General features: G+C 69.1%; 17 protein-coding genes. 10 read left to right on the forward strand and 7 right to left on the reverse strand.

The features are described from left to right. Positions 1-216 (forward strand): hypothetical protein (locus tag ACYVBN_RS12670; protein ID WP_460600857.1); only part of this gene is annotated, 216 nt, incomplete at its 5' end. 27 nt (positions 217-243) lie between these two features. On the opposite strand, the gene ACYVBN_RS12675 is transcribed toward ACYVBN_RS12670, so the two are convergent. Both ACYVBN_RS12675 and ACYVBN_RS12680 read right to left on the reverse strand, forming a co-directional pair. Beyond that, positions 244-1,065, reverse strand: coding sequence for a serine/threonine-protein kinase (locus ACYVBN_RS12675; protein ID WP_460600858.1), 822 nt, complete (start codon positions 1,063-1,065; stop codon positions 244-246). A gap of 69 nt (positions 1,066-1,134) precedes the next feature. Then, entirely contained in the window at positions 1,135-1,752 is a 618-nt protein-coding gene (locus tag ACYVBN_RS12680) for a TMEM165/GDT1 family protein (protein ID WP_440283961.1), read from the reverse strand. A gap of 296 nt (positions 1,753-2,048) precedes the next feature. Here ACYVBN_RS12680 and ACYVBN_RS12685 point away from each other — a divergent pair, with 296 nt between their 5' ends. From ACYVBN_RS12685 to ACYVBN_RS12695, 3 genes are read left to right on the forward strand one after another with little or no spacing between them, the layout of a single operon-like run. After that, entirely contained in the window at positions 2,049-3,863 is a 1,815-nt protein-coding gene (locus tag ACYVBN_RS12685; protein WP_460600859.1) for a biotin--[acetyl-CoA-carboxylase] ligase, read from the forward strand. Further along, positions 3,860-4,537, forward strand: coding sequence for a response regulator transcription factor (locus ACYVBN_RS12690; protein WP_440283959.1), 678 nt, complete (start codon positions 3,860-3,862; stop codon positions 4,535-4,537). Before ACYVBN_RS12685 ends, ACYVBN_RS12690 begins: the two co-directional genes overlap by 4 nt. 6 nt (positions 4,538-4,543) lie before the next feature. Beyond that, positions 4,544-5,530 carry a sensor histidine kinase gene (locus ACYVBN_RS12695; RefSeq protein WP_460600860.1) on the forward strand — a complete coding sequence of 329 codons (987 nt, stop codon included), beginning with the start codon at positions 4,544-4,546 and terminating at the stop codon, positions 5,528-5,530. A 34-nt stretch (positions 5,531-5,564) separates the two neighbouring features. On the opposite strand, the gene ACYVBN_RS12700 is transcribed toward ACYVBN_RS12695, so the two are convergent. Beyond that, on the reverse strand, positions 5,565-6,053 hold the full coding sequence (locus ACYVBN_RS12700; protein ID WP_440283964.1) for a GtrA family protein: 489 nt from the start codon (positions 6,051-6,053) through the stop codon (positions 5,565-5,567). Between the two features lie 58 nt (positions 6,054-6,111). On the opposite strand from ACYVBN_RS12700, the gene ACYVBN_RS12705 reads away from it, so the two are divergent. Next, the gene (locus ACYVBN_RS12705) at positions 6,112-7,293 is read left to right on the forward strand and encodes a 5-(carboxyamino)imidazole ribonucleotide synthase (protein ID WP_460600861.1); all 1,182 of its coding nucleotides are present in this window, start codon (positions 6,112-6,114) and stop codon (positions 7,291-7,293) included. Beyond that, entirely contained in the window at positions 7,290-7,805 is a 516-nt protein-coding gene (purE, locus tag ACYVBN_RS12710) for a 5-(carboxyamino)imidazole ribonucleotide mutase (protein ID WP_440283956.1), read from the forward strand. The genes ACYVBN_RS12705 and purE overlap by 4 nt, the downstream gene beginning before the upstream one ends. On the opposite strand, the gene ACYVBN_RS12715 is transcribed toward purE, so the two are convergent. Further along, positions 7,802-8,983, reverse strand: coding sequence for a nucleotide sugar dehydrogenase (locus ACYVBN_RS12715; RefSeq protein WP_460600862.1), 1,182 nt, complete (start codon positions 8,981-8,983; stop codon positions 7,802-7,804). The two genes, purE and ACYVBN_RS12715, sit on opposite strands and share 4 nt — an antisense overlap. A 64-nt stretch (positions 8,984-9,047) precedes the next feature. On the opposite strand from ACYVBN_RS12715, the gene ACYVBN_RS12720 reads away from it, so the two are divergent. The 3 genes from ACYVBN_RS12720 (at position 9,048) to ACYVBN_RS12730 (ending at position 12,213) form a co-directional block, all read left to right on the forward strand. Further along, on the forward strand, positions 9,048-10,055 hold the full coding sequence (locus ACYVBN_RS12720) for an LLM class F420-dependent oxidoreductase (protein WP_440283954.1): 1,008 nt from the start codon (positions 9,048-9,050) through the stop codon (positions 10,053-10,055). Positions 10,056-10,174: 119 nt separating this feature from the next. After that, positions 10,175-10,984 (forward strand): hypothetical protein, encoded by an 810-nt coding sequence (locus tag ACYVBN_RS12725; RefSeq protein ID WP_440283953.1) that lies wholly within the window; start codon positions 10,175-10,177, stop codon positions 10,982-10,984. A gap of 59 nt (positions 10,985-11,043) precedes the next feature. Then, complete coding sequence (locus tag ACYVBN_RS12730; RefSeq protein WP_460600863.1) at positions 11,044-12,213, forward strand: acyl-CoA dehydrogenase family protein; 1,170 nt, start codon at positions 11,044-11,046, stop codon at positions 12,211-12,213. Positions 12,214-12,229: 16 nt separating this feature from the next. Here ACYVBN_RS12730 and ACYVBN_RS12735 read toward each other — a convergent pair whose 3' ends face one another. After that, on the reverse strand, positions 12,230-13,486 hold the full coding sequence (locus ACYVBN_RS12735; protein ID WP_460600864.1) for an LCP family protein: 1,257 nt from the start codon (positions 13,484-13,486) through the stop codon (positions 12,230-12,232). 106 nt (positions 13,487-13,592) lie between these two features. On the opposite strand from ACYVBN_RS12735, the gene ACYVBN_RS12740 reads away from it, so the two are divergent. Then, the gene (locus ACYVBN_RS12740) at positions 13,593-14,531 is read left to right on the forward strand and encodes a glycosyltransferase family 2 protein (protein ID WP_440283963.1); all 939 of its coding nucleotides are present in this window, start codon (positions 13,593-13,595) and stop codon (positions 14,529-14,531) included. Between the two features lie 4 nt (positions 14,532-14,535). On the opposite strand, the gene ACYVBN_RS12745 is transcribed toward ACYVBN_RS12740, so the two are convergent. After that, positions 14,536-15,162 carry a CoA transferase subunit B gene (locus ACYVBN_RS12745; protein WP_460600865.1) on the reverse strand — a complete coding sequence of 209 codons (627 nt, stop codon included), beginning with the start codon at positions 15,160-15,162 and terminating at the stop codon, positions 14,536-14,538. Beyond that, on the reverse strand, positions 15,162-15,935 hold the full coding sequence (locus ACYVBN_RS12750) for a CoA transferase subunit A (protein ID WP_440283949.1): 774 nt from the start codon (positions 15,933-15,935) through the stop codon (positions 15,162-15,164). Before ACYVBN_RS12750 ends, ACYVBN_RS12745 begins: the two co-directional genes overlap by 1 nt. Positions 15,936-15,937: the final 2 nt, after the last annotated feature.

Below are 15,937 nucleotides of genomic sequence, written 5' to 3' on the forward strand. Positions count from 1 at the left end.
CGGTTGGCGTTGTGCCGCGAACACGACGTGGTCCCCAACGTGTTCACCGACCTGGCCGACCTACGACTGATCCACGACACCAGCCCGCGGCCGGATCCGCGGCCGGATCCGCAGACGGATCCGCAGACACGCCCCAAGCCGCCCGGACGGGTGCACCTCTTCCGCCCCCGCGGCGAGGTCCGCATCGAGTTCCCCGAGCCACCCCCACCATTCTGAGCGTGCGTTATGTGGCGGCCGCCGCTGCTAGCCGGCGACGTCGGCCGCCTCCCTCCACACCTGCCGAAAGCCGGCCACGGACGCCGGTCGCTCCGACGGGTCGTGATGTGTTGCGGCAGTGGCGATCTCGCGGGCCGGGTGATCGGGGTGTCGCTCGAGCAGGAAGATCTGGACCATCCGAGCGAGGTTGAACACCGTCGTCCGGGCGTCAACGGTCGCGCCCGCCGTCAGTTCCTCAGGTGCCATGAACCGCGTCGACCCCGGTAGCCTGCCCACCCGGTTGACGTACGAGCCGTGCTGATAACACTCGAAATCCATCACCTTGACGGTGCGCGATCGGAAGTCGTACATGAGACATCCGTCGTAGAAGTCGCCGACCACCCAACCGGCGTCGTCGAGTCTCACGTGCACATCGATCACGGAATCGAGCGCCGCGATGATTTCGCGCACCGGCAATGCCTTGAACCGGTTGAACGCCTGATCGGGGTCATCACGCAGTTGCGCTGGTGCGCGAAGCAATTCGCCGCCGAACCACTCCGACACCAGCAGGACGCCCTCTGCGGTATCGACCATCCGCTCCATCGGAATGAGCGCCGGATGCACCACCGCCGTGCACAAGGCAGCTGACCGCTCGAGCGCAGCTGAACGCTCTGCCCGCCCGACACCGCCGGAGTTCGGGGCGTCGAGCCCAGGCGTCTTGACGAACCAACGGCGCCCGGACACGTCCCGGATGCCGTACGAGATGTGGCCGGAGTCCTGGGTGCGGGCATCGAAGACGGCGAAGACCTCACCGACGCGGTTCACCACGTCCGTCAGCGACTCTTCGGTGCTTTCCCTGGCGACAGACACGTGCTCATCATCGACCATGGTGCGGTCTGCACGGCTGGCTGCGGGCATCGAGGACGGCGTTGAGCCTCCTCAGCCGCGGATCGCCGACACCGCACTGGCCACACCGAGCACGACCATGACGACGGCCGCCACCCGGGTGATCCACACGATCGGTAGGAACTTCAGCAAGGTGCGGCCACCGAGGATGGCGAGCAGCGCGACCAGCCACAGGCCGAGCGTGGCGCCGATGCCCACTGACAACGGGTCGTGGTATTTCGCCGCCAGGTTGGCGGTGAGGATCTGGGTGAGGTCACCCCACTCGGCGACGAAGATGACGCCGTAGCCGAGGGAAGCGACCTTGAGGAAGCCGGCACCGTCGAACGTGCCGGACATGGCGTCGGCGCTCTCTGCCTCACCTTCGGCCTCGACCTCGTCCTGATGGGCGCCTTCCCGCCAGATCAGCCAGGCACCGAGCAGGAACAGTGCTGCCACGACGGCTTCGAGCACCTGGCCGGGCAGCAGGCGCAGCAGCTGGCCGGCGCTGACGGCGATCACGACGTGGGTGAGGAACGCGGCCGCGATGCCGGTGAACACCCACGGCCACGGGAAGCGCGTGCCGAGCACGAGACCGGCGACGGCGCTCTTGTCGGGCAACTCGGCCACGAAGGCGAGAGCGAAGACGGTGACGATGATTCCGAGGTCGAGCACGGGGATCCTTGGCTTCGGGGCCGATCCGCCGTGCCGGGCACAAAAAAAGGACGAGCACGTCGAACCGGCAGCGGGTAGCTGGCATGGTTCGAACGTCTCGTCCGGTCACCGTCGGTGACCCCGGACACCGGGCGGCGCACCGCCAGTATGTCGACATCCGGTCGAGGGACTACTCCCGTTCGGCCTCCAGGCTAACGGCCGGACGTCCTCAGCGCACATCCGAGCCGCTTCGCGGGGACGACGCGGACAGCGACGGCGTGACGGGCCCGGGGAGCACGGCGACTAGCCTGGGTGACGTGAGCCACTTCCTGGATCGGTCCGAGATCAACGACCGACTCCGCGACATACCCGGGAATCCGTGGCGCGACGTCGATGTCAGCCCGCAGGTGGCCTCCACCAACGACGAACTCCTGCGCAGTCCGCGGCCGTGGCGCGCACTGGTCACCGACAACCAGGTCGCCGGCCGCGGCCGGCTGGACCGCACCTGGGAAGCACCGGCCGGCACGTCGATCGCGCTGTCGGCGACCCTGCCTCTGCCGCACGACGCCACTCGGTGGGGCTGGGTCCCGCTGCTGGTCGGCGTCGCCGTACGCCGTGCGGTCCGCGACCTCACCGGCGCCTCCGTCGGCCTGAAATGGCCCAACGACGTGCTCGCCCGGCCCGACGCGCGCACCCAGTGGGCCAAGCTGGCCGGCATCCTGTGCCAGGCCACCGGTGGCGCCGAACCCAGCGTGGTCGTCGGCATCGGCATCAACGTGCACCAGGCGGCGCACGAGCTGCCGGTCGACACCGCTACCTCCTTGCACCTCATCGGGTATGACGTCCGCTGCGAAGACCTCATCGTCGCGGTCCTTCGGCAACTGGCACAGGTGCAACAGGAATGGAACGGCCCGGCAGAGGATGGCGCCTACCGCGCTGCCTGCGTCACGGTCGGCCAACAGGTGCGGGTCGAACTGCCCGGGGACGAATCGATCACCGGTGCCGCGCTCGACATCGACGACATGGGCCGGCTGGTGGTCGACACACCCGAGGGACCCGTCCCGCACGCGGTCGGGGACGTCATACACATCCGGCCGGGGGAGCGGGATCTGCTGCCCGAGCCCGACCCGCAGGACCGGGCGGCCTTCGTCGACGCCCTGGAGGAACGTCTGCTGGGGGCGCCGCGTTCCTTGCGCCGGGCGGACATCGCCAAGGGAGCGGGCCTCACCGCCGAGCAGACCGGCCGGCTGTGGCGTGCGCTCGGTTTCGCCAGCGCCCGCGACGAGGACGTGGTCTTCAGCGAGACCGACCGCGAAGCCGTGCGCGCCGTCGCCCGCACCGTCCGCGACGGCGAACTCGACGAGGAGACCGTGCTCGGGCTGGCCCGCGCCGTCGGCCGGTCGACCGATCGACTGGCCATGTGGTCCCTGCAGGTCATCACCGACATGGTCACCGGTCACGACGGCATGGGCGTGGACAGCAGGGTCGCGCGGCTGGCGGCCGAGCGGGCCGTCGACGTCGCCGGCGAACTGACCCCGTTGATCAGTTATGTATGGCGCCGCAAGCTGGCTGTCGCGATCTCGCGGATGATCGCCGACTCCGAGCCGGAGTCGCACATCGGCGTGATCCGGACCATCGGCTTCGCCGACCTGGTCAACTTCACCCAGCTCACCCGGCAGCTGGGCGAACGTGAACTGGCCGCACTGGTGCAGCGATTCGAGTCGCTGGCTTCCGACATCGTCGCGGTGCACGGCGGGGCCGTCGTCAAGACGGTCGGTGACGAGGTGCTCTTCTCGCACACGACCGTCGAGGGTGCGACGGCGATCGCCTTCGACCTGATCGATCAGGCTGCGGCCGACGATCTCATCCCGCGCATGCGCGTCGGGCTGGCGACCGGACGAGTGCTGGCCCGACTCGGTGACGTCTACGGCAACACGGTCAATCGGGCGAGCCGGCTGTCCGGAGCGGCCGAGCCCGGCACCGTGCTCGCCGACTCGGATGTGGCCGCCGCGCTGGGCGGACACGCCAACGTCAGAGCGGTCGCGCGAGAGGCGATCCACCTGCCAGGAATCGGACAAATCACCTCGTGGGTCCTATCCAGGCGTCCAGGAGAACTACTATCGCCACCATGACCCGTGTCTTACTGGCCGAGGACGATCCCGCAATTTCCGAGCCGCTCGCCCGTGCGCTGCGGCGGGAGGGATACACCGTCGACGTCCGTGAAGACGGGCTGGCCGCGTTGGACGGGGCCCAGAGCGGGCCGGACCTGGTCATCCTGGACCTCGGCCTGCCGTCGATCGACGGTCTCGAGGTATGTCGCCGGCTGCGAAACTCCGGCAGTTCCGTGCCGGTGCTCATCCTGACCGCACGCGCCGACGAGGTCGACACCGTCGTCGGACTGGACGCCGGTGCCGACGACTACGTCACCAAGCCGTTCCGGCTGGCGGAGCTGCTGGCGCGCGCCCGTGCACTGCTGCGGCGTACCCCACCCGAGGAGGCCGAGGCAGCACCCCTGGTGCGGCTGGACGCCGAGGCGCGCCGCGCGTTCGTCGGGGACAACGAGTTGCAGCTGACGGCAAAGGAATTCGAACTCCTGCGGGTGCTCGTTCGCGAGCAGGGCAAGGTCGTGTCCCGCGAGCAGCTGATGCACGAGATCTGGGAGACCGCCTGGCTCGGCTCGACCAAGACCCTCGACATGCATGTCTCGGTGCTGCGCCGCAAACTCGGCGACGACGCCACCCGGCCCCGCTTCATCACCACCGTGCGCGGCGTGGGTTTCCGCTTCGAACCCACCGGCGGAAGCTAGCCGGCCTTGCGCGCCAGGCTGCTGCGGGCCGGTCCCCGCATCGCCGCACCTGCGGTGCTGCTCGTCCTGATCCCCGCGCTGGTGCTGGTGTCCGCGTGGTGGCACCGCGTGGTCCTGGTGGTCTGCGCCGGGCTCGGCGCCGCTCTGGTCTGGTGGCTGAACCGCCGGGAGGCGGACAGCACTGCGGGACCTGTCGAGGAGCTCACCCGGCGCGCTGAGCGGGCCGAGGACGGCCCGGTCATCTTCGAGCCGCTGCGTAGCGGTATCGATGAGATCGACCGGATCTCACAGGTTTTCGAGGGCCGGGCAGCCGAACTCACGGCGACGCTGGCTGCTGAGCGCGAATTCGCCTCCGACGCCAGCCACCAGCTGCGCACCCCGTTGACGGCGCTGCTGATGCGGCTGGACGAGATCTCGATCAGTGACGACATCGACCAGATCCACGAGGAGGCGACCGTCGGCATCGCCCAGGTCGAGCGGCTGACCACCGTGGTCGACAAGCTGCTGCAGCGGGCGCGGGAGACGCCCTCCGGGCCGCTGCCGACGATCTCGCTGGACTCGGTGATCGCCGAGTTGCAGCGCGAATGGCAGCCGGCGTTCGCCGACGCCCGCCGCAGTGTCAAGGTGAGCGGTGAGCGCGGCCTGCAGGTCGTCGCCAGCCGCAGCGGCCTGTCCCAGATCCTGGCCACCCTGCTGGAGAACACCCTTCAGCACGGCACCGGCACGGTCGAGGTGATGGCCCGCCGCAACGGTCCCTCCGTCGTCGTCGAGGTCAGCGATCAGGGCAAGGGCGTCGATGCGGCGATCGCCCCGCACATCTTCAAGCGCCGGGTCACCACGGGCGGCACCGGACTCGGCCTCGCCCTCGCTCGTGACCTGGCCGGCGCCAACGGCGGCCGACTGGAACTGCGCAGCGCGCAGCCGGCAGTCTTCGCGTTGTTCCTGTCCGAGGGTGAGGCGGCGCCGTCGGCGCTGCCACGACACGGCAACTGACGCCGCCGGCGTCGGCCGCCGGATCAGCGCAGCATCAGTGCGGCTCGCCCTGCAACGGCTCGGTCACTGCCTGACCGGCCGGCTCCCGGGTGAGCGGCTCGTTGCGGAACACCAACTGCTTGTAGGCCCAGAAGCGGATGATCGTGCCCAGGCCGATGCCGAACATCGCATTGAAGTTGAGCCAGAACCTGCCGTTCAGGCCGAGCACGTAGTGCGCGAACGCCACCCACAGCACCGAGACCGCCAGTGCGATGCCGTTGACGACGAAGAACAGCACCACCTCGTGGTGCACCGGCCGGTTGCGCCGATGGCGGAAGGTCCAGTACCGGTTGCCGATCCAGGCGAACAGGGTGGCGACGGTGCCGCTGATGATCTTGGCCGTGGTCACCTTGGTGGGCATCGGTCCGGCGATCAACAGGTTGTACAGACCCAGGTCGATGATGATGTTGATGACGCCGATCACGCCGAACTTGGCCAGCTCGCGCCACAGCGAGCGGACCAGCTCGACCAATCTCGCCCCCATCACGTCTTTCAGCCTACGGGTCCGGGCCTGATGATGGGCTGTGAGGGCTCGCTAGGGTATGCGGGTGACTTCCCCAAGGCGTGCTCCGGGCGGCTTCCCTGTGGTCGGCATCATCGGCGGCGGCCAGTTGGCCCGCATGTGCCAGCCGCCGGCGGTCAATCTGTCCCTCACTCTCAACGTGTTGTCCGAGGGGCCGGACGCCGCGGCGGCGCTGGTCGTGCCCTCGGCGCCGGTCGGCTCGCACCTCGAGATCGACGACGTGCTGGCGTTCGCGAAGGAGTGCGACGTGGTCACCTTCGACCACGAACACGTGCCCGCCGACGTGCTGCAGGCCCTGGTGGCGACCGGGGTGCCGGTGCACCCCAAACCCGAAGCGCTGCGCTTCGCCCAGGACAAGGTAGCGATGCGGGAACGGTTGACCGACTTGGGTCTTCCGTGCCCGGCGTGGGCGACGGTGCACGACGAGGCGGAGCTGGCTGCGTTCGGTGATCTGCACGGCTGGCCGGTGGTGCTCAAGACACCACGCGGCGGGTATGACGGCAAGGGCGTGCGGGTGATCGACGCCGCATCGGAGGCCGCCGACTGGTTCGCACGGGGCGGCGCGTTGCTCGCCGAGGAGTGTGTGCCGTTCAGTCGTGAACTGGCGGTCCTCGTCGCCCGCAGCCCCTCGGGCCAGGCCGCGGTCTGGCCCATCGTGCAGACCGTCCAGACCGACGGCATCTGCACCGAGGTGCTGGCGCCCGCGCCCGACCTCGATCCCTCGCTGGCGGCGGACGCGTCGCAGACCGCGCTGCGGCTCGCCGGTGAGCTGGACATCACCGGCGTCTTCGCCGTCGAGATCTTCGAGATCCCCGGCACGGACGGCAGCGCGCCGTCATACGTCGTCAACGAGCTGGCGATGCGTCCGCACAACAGCGGTCACTGGACCATCGACGGGTCGGTGACCTCGCAATTCGAGCAGCATCTGCGAGCGGTGCTCGACCTGCCGCTCGGGGACGTCGGCCCGCGCGCGACGTGGACCGTGATGGGCAACGTGCTCGGCGGCGACTACGACCAGCTCTACCCGACCTACCGGCACCTGCTCGCGCGTGACCCGGGCCTGAAGATCCACCTCTACGGCAAGGGCGTGCGGCCCGGGCGCAAGATCGGTCACGTCAATGTGTATGGCGACGACCTGGAGGACCTGCGAGCGCGTGCCCGGCATGCCGCCGACTACCTGGAAGGGACAGTGACCGAATGAGTGCCCCCGTTGTCGGCATCGTGATGGGCAGCGACTCCGACTGGCCGGTGATGCGTGCGGCGGCCGAGGCGCTCGAGGGGTTCGGCGTCCCCTACGAAGCCGACGTGGTGTCCGCGCACCGCATGCCGGCCGAGATGATCGCCTATGGCGAACAAGCCGCCGCACGCGGCATCCGGGTGATCATCGCCGGCGCCGGCGGAGCCGCCCATCTGCCCGGGATGCTGGCCTCCGTGACGACACTGCCGGTGATCGGTGTGCCGGTCCCGCTCGCATACCTCGACGGCATGGACTCGCTGTTGTCGATCGTGCAGATGCCCGCCGGTGTCCCGGTGGCGACGGTCTCGATCGGCGGCGCGCGCAACGCGGGCCTGCTGGCGGCCCGGATCCTGGCCTGCGCTCCGGGTGCCGAGGGCGAGCGGCTGCGGTCGGCGATGTCCGACTTCCAGGTCGAGCTGCGCGACCAGGCGCACGCCAAGGGCGCTGCGCTGCGGGCAGAGGTCGCCGGCGACTAGCTGTCGCTGCCGAACAGGTCTCTGGTGTAGACCTTTTCGGCGACATCAGCCAATTCCTCGGTGCGCCGGTTCGCGACGATGAGGTCGGCCTCGCGTTTGAGCTCGGTCAGGTCGTGGGTGACGCGGGAGCCGTAGAACGTCTCGGCGTCCAGCTCCGGTTCGTAGACCAGCACCTCGACACCCTTGGCCTTGATCCGCTTCATGATGCCCTGCACGCTGCTGGCGCGGAAGTTGTCCGATCCGGACTTCATGATCAACCGGTGGATCCCGACCACCTTGGGACCGCGCGCCAGGATGTCGCGGGCGACGAAGTCCTTGCGGGTCGTGTTGGCCGAGACGATCGCGCTGATCAGCGTCTGCGGCACTTCCTGGTAATTGGCCAGCAACTGCTTGGTGTCCTTGGGCAGGCAGTAGCCGCCGTAACCGAACGACGGATTGTTGTAGTGCTTGCCGATCCGCGGGTCGTGGCCGACGCCCTCGATGATCTGCCGGGTGTTGAGACCGTGCAGCGAGGCGAAGGTGTCCAGCTCGTTGAAGTAGGCGACCCGCATGGCCAGGTAGGTGTTGGCGAAGAGCTTGATCGCCTCGGCCTCGGTCGATTCGGTCAACAGCACCGGTATGTCGGTGTCCTCCGCCGCCGCGACCAACAGGTCCGCGAAACGCCGGGCGCGGTCGCTGATCTCGCCGACCACGATCCGCGACGGATGCAGGTTGTCGTAGAGGGCCTTGCCCTCGCGCAGGAACTCCGGTGAGAACACGACGTTCTCGGTGCCCAGCCGCTTGCGCACGTCGGTGGTGAACCCGACCGGGATGGTGGACTTCACGATCATGGTCGCGGTCGGGTTGAGCTGCGCCACGTCGGCGATGACCCCTTCGACGGTCGAGGTGTCGAAGTAATTGGTGTCCGGGTCGTAGTCGGTGGGTGTGGCGATGATCACGAAGTCGGCTCCGTCATACGCCTGCTGCTTGTCGAGCGTGAAGTCCAACGACAGCTGACGATGCGCCAGGTGGTCCTCGATCTCGGGGTCGCTGATCGGGCTGCGGTGCTGTTGCAACAGCGCGATCCGGTCGGCATCGATGTCGAAGGCCGTCACGTCGGCGACGCCGCCGAGCAGTACGGCCATCGACAGCCCGACGTACCCGGTGCCGACTACGGTGATCCTGGTGCGCGTTGACATGGCGCTCACGCTACCGGCTGCCTGTCGCATGTAGGCCCGCAACCCGAGAGGACCACGAGAGTCGATGAAGTTCGGACTGTTCATTCCGCAGGGCTGGCGCTACGACCTGGTGGGCATCGACCCCGCCCGGCACTGGGAGGTGATGAGCGCCGTCGTACGGCACGCCGACAGCAAGCCGGCCTGGGAGTCGGTGTGGGTCTACGACCACTTCCACACCACACCGGAACCGTCCCATGAGGCGACCCACGAGGCATGGTCGTTGATGGCCGGGTTCGCCGCCATCACCTCCCGCGTGCGGCTCGGGCAGATGTGCACGTGCATGAGCTACCGCGAGCCGACCTATCTGGCCAAGGTCGCCGCGACGATCGACCACATCAGCGGCGGACGCATCGAGATGGGCATCGGCGGCGGCTGGTACGAGCACGAATGGCGTGCCTACGGTTACGGATTCCCTTCTGCCGGTGAACGATTGGGCCGCCTCCGGGAAGGCGTCGAGATCTTCCGGCAGATGTGGACGACCGGCTCGGCCACGCTCGACGGCAAGCACTACCAGGTCGACGGGGCGCTGTGCTTCCCGCAGCCGCTGCAGACCACGAGCCCCGCGAACCGGATCCCGATCTGGGTGGCCGGCGGCGGTCCGAAGGTCACCCTGAAGATCGCGGCCCAGTACGCCGACTACACCAACTACTTCGGTGACCCGGAGCAGTTCGCGGCCAAGACCGAGATCCTGCGGGGACACTGCCGGGATGTCGGCCGCGATTTCGACGAGATCACGCTGACCGGCAACACCAACGTGGTGATCGCCGACAACGCGGCGGAGCTGGACGACAAGCTGAGCGCGATCGGCGCACGGATGGTCGCCGGCGGTATGTCGGAGGCCGACGCCACCGCGCACGTGGAAGGTTCCCTGCGCGACCAGGCGACGGTCGGCACCGCGGAGCAGGTCGCCGAGGCGCTGCAGCAGATGCAGCAGGCGGGTCTGTCCTACGCGATCACCTACTTCCCGGACGCGGCATACGACCTGGGCACCATCGAGCGTTTCGAACGCGAGATCATTCCGCAGCTGGCCTGACGGATAACCGCCAGGCCCCGGTCCGCGTCGCAATAGTCTCGCCGGCACCACCGGGAACTGCTACACATCGGCTGTGCGCAGGTGCGGAGGCTGCGCCGTCCGGTCGCGGGAGGTGCACGATGCGGGTCGCGACGACGTTCGAGACTGTCGCCCGGACACGGGATGGCCACGCGCCCTCGCCCGACACCGACGAGCTGCGCCGGCTGCGCCACGCGCTCGGCGGGGCGGCTCGGCCGTTGGCCGGCCTGGAGTTCTGGCAGGACGACGACGCCTGGTGCATGTTCTCGGGCATCGACAATGTCGACTACAACCTGGCGATGCTCGGCGGACCGCACGCCGCGGTCCGGGCCGAGCAAGTGCTCGAAGCGGTGGCCCGACACCGGATCCCGGCCATGGTGTTCCTGCCGCCCGGTGCGGAGGTCGCTGCCGACGTGCTCGCCGCGGCCGGCTGGTCCCACGTGCGCGACGTGCCGTTCATGCGGCAGCACGCCCACCGGTGTGATCGCGATCCGAACGTCCGGGAGTTGACGCTGGACGACATACCGGCCGCGCGTGCCTGCGTGATGGACGCGTTCGGCGGGCCCGAGAGTCTGGGCCGGGCCTTGTTCAACGAGACGGTGCTCAGCCGCGACGACACATGCGGCTGGGGCATCTTCCACCCCGACGGCGAACTGGTCGGCTGCGGCCTCGGCACCATCGGGCCGGGCGCCTTGTGCGCGTGGGGGATGGGCGTGCGTCCGTCGCGGCGCCGCAGTCGCGCCGCCCTGTCGCTGGTGCAGTTCGGCCTGGACGCCGCGGCCCGCTTCGAGCCACCGCGCCCGGTACTCTTCAACGCCACCGAGGCGGGGGAGCGGTTGCACACCGCACTCGGCGCCGAAGTGCTCGAGCGGTGGCAGTTGTGGACCCGCAGGCGGTGGGTGCTGGGCTGACTCGTGGTGGAATGAGTGCCGAACCCGCACCATTGTTACCGACGAGTAGGATTTCGACCGTGAGTGCTGACAACGACTTCGACCTGTTCAAGATCTCCGAGGACCACGAGGCGCTGCGGGAAGCCGTGCGGGCCGTCGCCGAGGACAAGATCGCGCCGCACGCCGCCGAGGTGGACCAGAAGAGTGAGTTCCCGCGCGCGGCACTGGACGCGCTGGTCGCGTCGGACTTCCACGCCCCGCACATCGCCGAGGAGTATGACGGCGTGGGCGCTGACGCGCTGGCGACCTGCATCGTGATCGAGGAGGTCGCACGGGTGTGCGCGTCGTCCTCGCTGATCCCGGCGGTCAACAAGCTCGGCTCCATGCCGGTCATCCTCGCGGCCAACGACGAGATCAAGCGCAAGTACCTCCCGCCGGTCGCCCGCGGCGAGGCGATGTTCTCCTACGGCCTGTCCGAGCGAGAGGCCGGCTCCGACACTGCCTCGATGCGCTGCAAGGCGACCCAGGACGGCGACGAGTTCGTGCTCAACGGGCAGAAGTCGTGGATCACCAACGCCGGGGAGTCGCAGTTCTACACGGTGCTGGCCGTCACCGACCCCGACGGCGAGCGCGGTCGCAACATCAGCGCGTTCGTGGTGGAGAAGTCCGACGCCGGCTTCGATTTCGGGGAGAAGGAGCGCAAGCTCGGCATCAAGGGCTCCCCGACCCGCGAGCTGCACTTCGACAACTGCCGCATCCCGGCCGACCGGATGATCGGCGACCGCGGCGAGGGGCTGAAGATCGCGCTGCGCACGCTGGACCACACGCGGGTCACCATCGGCGCACAGGCCGTCGGCATCGCGCAGGGCGCGCTCGATTACGCGCTCGGCTACGTCAAGGAGCGCAAGCAGTTCGGCAAGGCCATCGCCGATTTCCAGGGTCTGCAGTTCATGCTCGCCGACATGGCGATGAAGCTCGAGGCGGCGCGTCAGATGGTGTATGTCGCCGCGGCCAAGTCCGAGCGCGGCGACGCCGACCTGCCGTTCTTCGGTGCAGCTGCCAAGTGCTACGCCTCGGACGTCGCGATGGAGGTCACCACCGACGCCGTCCAGTTGCTCGGCGGTGCCGGTTATGTCGTCGACCACCCGGTCGAGCGGATGATGCGCGACGCGAAGATCACCCAGATCTACGAGGGCACCAATCAGATCCAGCGCATGGTGATGGCGCGCCAGCTGCTCAAGGGCAAGTAGGCCCGGCGAGCCCGGGTCACGAACCCGTCGTGGGGGCGGTCACCGGCCGGTCGTTGTTCAGGTCGTCGAAGAGCTGGAGCGCGCGCGTCTTGTCCCACAACACCGCCGACTGCCCGGCGACGAAGTAGTTGGGGTTGGCGATCGGCACCTGCACCGACACGCCGCCGTTGCTGATGCCCTTGAGCGCCCACATGATCTTCAGCGCCTGGATCGGCGACATGCCCTTGTCGACCGCGACGCCCTTGGCGCCGGCGCTGCCGATGCTCTTCAGCTTCCACGGCAGGAGCAGGTTGCTCGGGCTGGCGATCTTCTTCATCAGTGCCCCGAGGAACTCCCGCTGGTGTTCGGCGCGGGCCAGGTCGCCGGTGGCGAAGGCGTGCCGGGACCGCACATAGCCCAACGCGTTCTTGCCGTCGAGGACCTGGCAGCCCTTCTTGAGGTTGATGTGGGCGTCCTTGTCGTTGACGTCCTGCTTCAGGCACATGCGGACACCGCCGACGGAGTCGACGACGCCGGCGAACCCGCCGAATCCGATCTCCATGTAGTTGTCCATGCGCAGGCCGGACGCCTGCTCGATGGTCTGCACCAGCAGCTTCGGGCCGCCGATGGTGAAGGCGGAGTTGATCTTGCCCTGGCCGTGGCCGGGGATGCTCACCCAGGAGTCGCGGGGGAAGCTGACCAGTGTCGGCTTCCCACTGTCCGGCATGTGCAGCACCATGATCGAGTCGGTGCGGCCGGTGCCGCCGCCCACGCTGCTGCCGCCGGTGCCCAGGGCGCGGCCCTGTGCGCTGGTGAGCCCGGCCCGCGAGTCGGAGCCGACCAGCAGGACGTTGGTGCCCTTGCCGCCGGCCGGTCGGTTGCCGCTGGGGAACGCGTCGACCTTGGTGACCTTGCCCCAGGCGGACAGGCCGGCCCAGACCAGCAGGCCGATCCACAGCGCGATGATCAGCACGATCACGATCAGCACGCGCAGCCAGGTGCGCTTGCGCCGTCTCGGACGCGCCGGGCGTGCCGGGCGCGGCGCAGTCTGCTGCGGGCCTCTGGGTCCACGCGGGCCGGCCGGCATCATCCGGGTCGAGTCGCCACCCGGCTGGGCGGCGGACGCGGCGCTGTGCGGGGCGGTGCTGCGCGGGCCGGGGAGCCGGGCGCCACCGCTGCGGTCCGCGCGGACGGGAATCTCCTGCGGCTCCTGCGCCGGTTGACGGCGCGGCCGAACGGGCCCGCTGCCGCCCTTGCGGGTGTCGATGGTGATCGGCTCGTCGTCGTCTGGCACCGCACGAGGGTAACCCGGCTGCATGGGTGCCACTGTGGATGCGACGTGTAATCTGCCTCGCGTGCCAGCACCCGGACCGCATTCGACCGACGGCGTTTCGGTGATCATGCCGATCCTCGACGAGGAGCGGCATCTGGCCGAGTCCGTGACCGCCATACTGCGGCAGGAACTGCCGTGCCCGGTCGAGGTGATCCTCGCGCTCGGCCCGTCGACGGACCGCACGGACGATGTCGCGGCGCACCTGCACGCCGACGACGACCGGGTGAAGCTGGTCCCCAATCCCACCGGACGCACCCCCGACGCGCTCAACGCCGCGATCGCGGCGTCGTCATACGACGTGGTCGCCCGGGTGGACGGGCACGGCATCCTGTCCGACGGCTACCTGGCCACGGCGTTGCGCGTGTTGGCGCAGACCGGTGCCGCCAACGTGGGCGGCATCATGGACGCCGAGGGCACCACCGACTTCGAGCGGGCCGTGGCGGTGGCCATGAAGTCCAAGATCGGCGTGGGCGGGGTCAAGTTCAAGCTCGGCGGGCGGCCCGGCCCGGCCGAGACGGTCTATCTCGGCGTCTTCCGGCGCTCCTGGCTGCGCCGCGTCGGCGGGTACGACGCGCGCTTCACGCGTGCCCAGGACTGGGAGATGAACTTCCGGCTGCGTGACGCCGGCGGCATCGTGTGGTTCACCCCGGAGCTCAAGGTCACCTACCGGCCGCGCGGGTCGTTCCGGACCCTGGCCCGCCAGTACAAGCAGTACGGCCAGTGGCGCCGGGTGGTCGCCCGCCGCCACAGGGGTTCGATCAACGCCCGGTACCTCGCGCCGCCCACCGCACTGGCCGCGATCGCCGTCGGCGCGGTCGGCGGTTTCGTATGGCGCCCGCTGTGGGCGATCCCGGCCGGCTACCTCGGCGCGGTGACGGTCGGCGGTGCGGTCATCTCGGCCGGATCCGACCCGGCGGTCCGGTGGCGGGTGCCGCCGGTGTTGGCGACCATGCACCTGGCCTGGGGTTACGGCTTCCTGACCAGCCGGATCCGGCTGGAGGACTGAAACCTCAGACCAGGTCGGCGCCGGTTGCCGCGCGTACGTCGTCCTGGGTGACGCCGGGTGCGGTCTCGACCAGTCGTAGGCCCTCGGGTGTCACGTCGATGACGGCGAGGTCGGTGATGATGCGCTGGACGACGCGCTGGCCGGTCAGCGGCAGGGTGCACTCGGTGACGATCTTGGGTGTGCCGTCCTTGGCGACGTGCTCCATCAGCACGATGACCTTGCGGGCGCCGTGGACCAGGTCCATCGCACCGCCCATGCCCTTGATCATCTTGCCGGGGATGGTCCAGTTGGCGATGTCGCCGGCGACCGACACCTGCATGGCGCCCAGGATCGCGGCGTCGATCTTGCCGCCGCGGATCATCCCGAAGCTGGTCGCGGAGTCGAAGATCGAGGCACCGCGGCGGAGGGTGACGGTCTCCTTGCCGGCGTTGATCAGGTCCGGGTCGACCTGGTCCGCCGTCGGGTACGCGCCGACGCCCAGCAGGCCGTTCTCGGACTGCAGCACCAGTTCGACGTCGTCGGGCACGTAGTTGGGCACCAGTGTCGGCAGCCCGATGCCGAGGTTGACGTAGTCGCCGTCGGACAGTTCGCGCGCGGCTCGGGCTGCCATCTCGTGGCGGGTGAGCGCCATCAGTCGGCCTCCCTCGTGGTGGTCTTCTCGATGCGCTTGTCTGCGGCCTGCTCGGCGGTCAACGGCACCACGCGGTGCACGTAGATGCCGGGCAGGTGGATCTGGTCGGGGTCCAGTTCGCCGGGGTCGACCAGCTGCTCGACCTCGGCGATGGTGATCTTGCCGGACATGGCGCACAGCGGGTTGAAGTTGCGGGCGGACTGATGGAAGACCAGGTTGCCGTGCCGGTCGCCCTTGGCGGCGCGCACCAGGCCGTAGTCGGCCACGATCGAGGTCTCCAGCACATACGGCTTGCTGGTGCCGGCGACGTCGAAGTCGCGAGTCTCCTTCACCGGTGACGCGACCGCGACCGTGCCGTCGGCGGCGTACCGCCACGGCATCCCGCCGTCGGCGATCTGGGTGCCGACCCCGGTGGCGGTGTAGAAGGCCGGTATGCCGGCGCCGCCGGCGCGCAGCTTCTCCGCAAGCGTGCCCTGCGGGGTCAGCTCGACCTCCAGTTCACCCTGCAGGTATTGCCGCGCGAACTCCTTGTTCTCACCCACGTATGACGCGATGATCCGCCGGATCCGCTTGTCGCGCAGCAGGATCCCGAGCCCCCAGTCGTCCACGCCACAGTTGTTGGAGATGACCTCCAGGTCCGTGGTGTCCGTCTGGTGCAAGGCGTGGATCAGCACGCTGGGAATGCCACACAGGCCGAAACCGCCGACGGCAAGGGATGCCCCGGACGGTATGTCGGCCACGGCTTCGGCTGCCGAGGAGACGACTTTGTCCATGT

The sequence above is a fragment of the Flexivirga lutea genome, from assembly GCF_054778955.1.

Coding starts and splice junctions, on each gene's coding strand:
- ACYVBN_RS12690 (WP_440283959.1), top strand. CDS start 3,860: ATGACCCGTGTCTTACTGGCCGAGGACGATCCCGCAATTTCCGAGCCG.
- ACYVBN_RS12700 (WP_440283964.1), bottom strand. CDS start 6,053: ATGGGGGCGAGATTGGTCGAGCTGGTCCGCTCGCTGTGGCGCGAGCTG.
- ACYVBN_RS12705 (WP_460600861.1), top strand. CDS start 6,112: ATGCGGGTGACTTCCCCAAGGCGTGCTCCGGGCGGCTTCCCTGTGGTC.
- purE (WP_440283956.1), top strand. CDS start 7,290: ATGAGTGCCCCCGTTGTCGGCATCGTGATGGGCAGCGACTCCGACTGG.
- ACYVBN_RS12715 (WP_460600862.1), bottom strand. CDS start 8,983: ATGTCAACGCGCACCAGGATCACCGTAGTCGGCACCGGGTACGTCGGG.
- ACYVBN_RS12720 (WP_440283954.1), top strand. CDS start 9,048: ATGAAGTTCGGACTGTTCATTCCGCAGGGCTGGCGCTACGACCTGGTG.
- ACYVBN_RS12725 (WP_440283953.1), top strand. CDS start 10,175: ATGCGGGTCGCGACGACGTTCGAGACTGTCGCCCGGACACGGGATGGC.
- ACYVBN_RS12740 (WP_440283963.1), top strand. CDS start 13,593: ATGCCGATCCTCGACGAGGAGCGGCATCTGGCCGAGTCCGTGACCGCC.
- ACYVBN_RS12745 (WP_460600865.1), bottom strand. CDS start 15,162: ATGGCGCTCACCCGCCACGAGATGGCAGCCCGAGCCGCGCGCGAACTG.
- ACYVBN_RS12750 (WP_440283949.1), bottom strand. CDS start 15,935: ATGGACAAAGTCGTCTCCTCGGCAGCCGAAGCCGTGGCCGACATACCG.